General features: G+C 63.8%; 3 protein-coding genes. All 3 read right to left on the reverse strand.

All coding sequences use genetic code 11. The annotated features are described in order from the left end of the window. Window positions 1-2,014: 2,014 nt before the first annotated feature. Window positions 2,015-2,887 (reverse strand): efflux RND transporter periplasmic adaptor subunit, encoded by an 873-nt coding sequence (locus tag AC1DRP_RS35570; protein ID WP_476771016.1) that lies wholly within the window; start codon window positions 2,885-2,887, stop codon window positions 2,015-2,017. Then, the gene (locus AC1DRP_RS35575) at window positions 2,884-3,093 is read right to left on the reverse strand and encodes a DUF1656 domain-containing protein (RefSeq protein WP_441493803.1); all 210 of its coding nucleotides are present in this window, start codon (window positions 3,091-3,093) and stop codon (window positions 2,884-2,886) included. Before AC1DRP_RS35575 ends, AC1DRP_RS35570 begins: the two co-directional genes overlap by 4 nt. Further along, the coding region (locus AC1DRP_RS35580; RefSeq protein ID WP_476771017.1) for an FUSC family protein at window positions 3,090-3,682 on the reverse strand (593 nt) is incomplete at its 5' end. The genes AC1DRP_RS35575 and AC1DRP_RS35580, both read right to left, overlap by 4 nt.

Here is a 3,682-nt window from a genome sequence, read left to right on the forward strand (position 1 = left end):
CTCATGATTCCCTCCCCTTGAGCTTCGGTCGAAGAGCGAATGCCCGCCTCACGGCGGGCATTTTGCATTTCAGGGCTGCTTTCACTTGAGCCGGAATCCGGCTGCGAACTCGTCCGAGCCGTGAAAGCCCGAGCTCAACCCCTCCTTGTCATCGGGGGCAGCCTCGCCGCCACGAAACCTGATTGGGTAAAACTTCCGCGCCAAGTCCGCGAGCTTGGCCTCTCGCGAGTCGACCGACCCAAGAGCGGACGCTCCAAACGTCGGGAATGGGTCGTTTCGGACGTGTCACCGTCGCTGGCTTCAGCTCTGCTTTCGGGCCGAAGCCAGAGCCCGCTCCTGGCGCCGAGCGGCTCGGCCTGAATGTCGACGTGCAGACGATGGACTGGGGCACCGTGCGCCTGGGCCTCGTCGGTGCTGGCCAGCCATTGCGCCGTCAGCGTCTCCATCTCCGGGCAAAAGCTGCTGGACGATGTCCAGCGCAGCGCTTGACCAGGCTGCCTATCGTCAGCACCATGCGGCATTGCACGACCTTGCCATGACAATCTTCGGCGGCAGGAGGTGGGGGTAGCGGACAGGCCGGCACTAATCCAAGGCTCCCCGGCACCCCTCCCCTGGGTGACACTGCCGGGTGCAGGAGACCCCGTAGCGCCAGGGCTCTCCCAAACTGGTGTCTACGGGGTTTTTCGCCAGAGGTTTCGAGTGAAAACCGACTGACCGAACGAAATCGCCGCTGCGGTGCTTCCCGCCCGCTATCGGCGCACGCTCGCACTTGGCTGTCTTGCCCCGCACACACGGAAAGTTGCCCCCCGCGGCTAGCGGCGATCATGTTCCTGGGAATGTGCGCCGAGGCCCGTGTCCTATTGAAACCGCTCGCCGCGTGACTGGCGCGGCGCTGAAGGGTTCGAAGGGAGCGGAGGCGCACCGACTGGCTCATCCGATGTGATGTCGACAATCTCCCTCGTGCCTGCCTTCACCAGTACGACAATTCGCCCATCGACGATCACCATGCCAAAAGGCAAGGATCGAGCCTCGCCGTCGAGGCCCACGACCCGGATCGAACGAGGAACCACGTCGCCAAGCCGAGGGACCCACTTGGAGCCGTTTTCGGTTGATCCGAATTCGGCAGCCGCCAGAGCTAGGGGAAAGGATGTGAAAACGGCGATTCCACGCAGCAGCATCGGATTTCGCCTCATTTCTGGGTGCGGGAAACCATGACAATGACGGCCGGTAAAGCGCGCGGGTTGTCGCCGCCACCGGGGCGAAGCTGAAACCTCAGGAGCTGATGCCCAGGCTCATCCCGATGGACCCCAACGTTCCGAGCGCAAAAAACTCCAGTCGAACAGATGGTCCGCAGTCTTCGGATTGGCTTCATAAAATAACCGACCTCGAAACTAAAACACCTCGAGATACAATCTAAATCCATGTCACGAGACGCAAGGAACAGAGAAGTAGAAATACCGCAGAATGAGGCCAAGCAACCACTCGGCAACATGTGAAGCATGCCCGGAGCCATGAGAGACATGTCACCGACAAGCGAGCCGACGGCAACAAAGGCAGGGATGAGAGACATGATCGAGACACTGACGTCTCGCGTGTTGTCCTGATGCGCGAACGCGGTCCTGAAGGCCATCGGTCTGGTCCTTCCGATAATCCGATACCGAGAGTTATCGCCCTTCCCGCTTCTGGCTTAAATGCGCTTGATCACATTGGCGGACCAACACGCGGCGAGACGAACCTCGGGTTCGCTCGCAGAGCATGTCTCGCGCCGACAGTGCTCGGCGATGCTCCGATCGCCGCGCACGCCTTCCAGCACGATGCGGCTTTTCTCTACTGCCGAGGACCGCGCGGGGTCTCGACGGGATGGCCGCGGAATTCATGCAAGGGCCACCCACGCCACGTCGGCCGGGTGCGCCGCCGCCGAGACATAGGCGCCCATCTCCGCCTCAGCGGCAGTGAGACGAGCACCATCCGAAGCATCGCGGTCCTGGCCCGTCGATGCCGCATCAAACGGTATCTACCTCGCGGAGCGGATTTCGACCGTGGCGGTTCGGCCCGACACGAGAAGCGTGCCGGGTGGGACTTCGTCGAGTGCAATGCGCACCGGCACGCGCTGCGCCAGCCGCACCCAGTTGAAGGTCGGATTGACGTCGGCGAGCAGATTGCTGCCCGCCCCGCGGTCGCGATCGTAGATGCCGGCCGCGATGCTTTCGACGCGACCGGTCAGGCGGGTGCCGTCGCCCATCAGGCGGATCGAAGCCGGATCGCCGACATGGATGCGCGAGAGCCTCGTCTCCTCGAAATAGCCCTCGACGCGCAACGTATCGGTATCGACCAGCGCCATGACGCCCTTGCCGGTGCTGACGAAACTGCCCGGACGCAGGGCCATATTGGTGATGACGCCGTTGACGGAGGCGCGTACCTCGCTGCGGTCGAGATTGAGCTGGGCGACACCGAGATCGGCCACGGCCTGTTCATGGGCCGCCTTGGCCACGAGCTGTGTCGCCCGCACCTCCTCCTGCCGCTGCCGGGAGACCGCGTCGGCACTCAACGTGTGATAGCGGTCGAAGTCGAGGTTCGCCTGTTCCAGCGACGCCTTCCGGCCGGCGACAACGGCTTCGGCCTGTTGCCGCGCCAGCTCGAACCGCGCCCGGTCGATCCTGAACAGCGGATCCCCGCGTTTGACCGGCTGGTTGTCGCGCACGAGGACCTCGGTCACGAAACCCGATACGTCGGGCGCCACCACCACGATATCGGCTCGGACACGACCATCCCGCGTCCAGGGGGCGTCCATGTAGTAGCCCCAGAGCCAGTGTCCGACCACGATGGCAGCGAGTACGGCGATGCCCGTGATCGCGTAGCGGCCGTATGACGCAAGCAGGTCTTTCACGCCAGAATCCCCGAAGAGAGAAAGACGACCATGCCAAGGAGGCAGGCGAAGACGGCCAGATCGAACAACGCCCGATGCCAGACGTGTTGATAGAGGCCGATCCGGCGGAACAACCGCGAGAGCAGCGCCGACAGGACATACGCGATCACGAACCCCAGCAGCAGCGAGGGAACATAGACGCCGAAGATGTCGAGGTCCGTTCTCATGCGAGTTGCATCGCGATCACCGGGGACTGAGGCATATAGGGCGGTGCTTGCGGGAACAATCCGCGCCTGATGCCGACAAGCCCGATCAGGGCGTCTTCCTTGGCCCCGGCACCGGGATCGTCGACGACTGCGGTCAATGTGGTGTCGATATCGGCGAGCAGGCTCTCGGGCATCGCCCCTCCCGGATAGGCGCGGAACGTGGCGGCCAGCCTGTCGAGCAAGCCGTCGATCGCCCGGACGGTGTTCTCCGAGAGCTGATGACGCGCGCGGCGCAGGTCGATGATGTTGAGACCGACCCGCAATTGGCCGAGGTTCTCGACGTCGCGTCGCTCGATTTCAGGAATGGCGGCGAGCCGCTGCACGAGCTGGTCGAGGCGGGCGAGCATGGCGCCGACGAAATTGGCCCGGTCGCGCTTACCGCGATGTTCCGCCGCCAGGGCGAGCGCGACCCAGCCCTTCCGCAGGAGGCGAGCCACGATCCATTCCGTGCGGATCGAGCGCAGCGTCCGCATCACCGCAATGGCGGCGGATATGCCCAACACGAAGGCGATCGCCGAATTGACGAACGCCGCGAAGTCCGCCTGATAGG

The organism is Allobosea sp. 01N443 (genome assembly GCF_056399325.1).

What these genes read in the sequence shown, in the direction of transcription:
- AC1DRP_RS35575 (WP_441493803.1), bottom strand. Translation starts at nt 3,093, where the DNA reads ATGAGAACGGACCTCGACATCTTCGGCGTCTATGTTCCCTCGCTGCTG.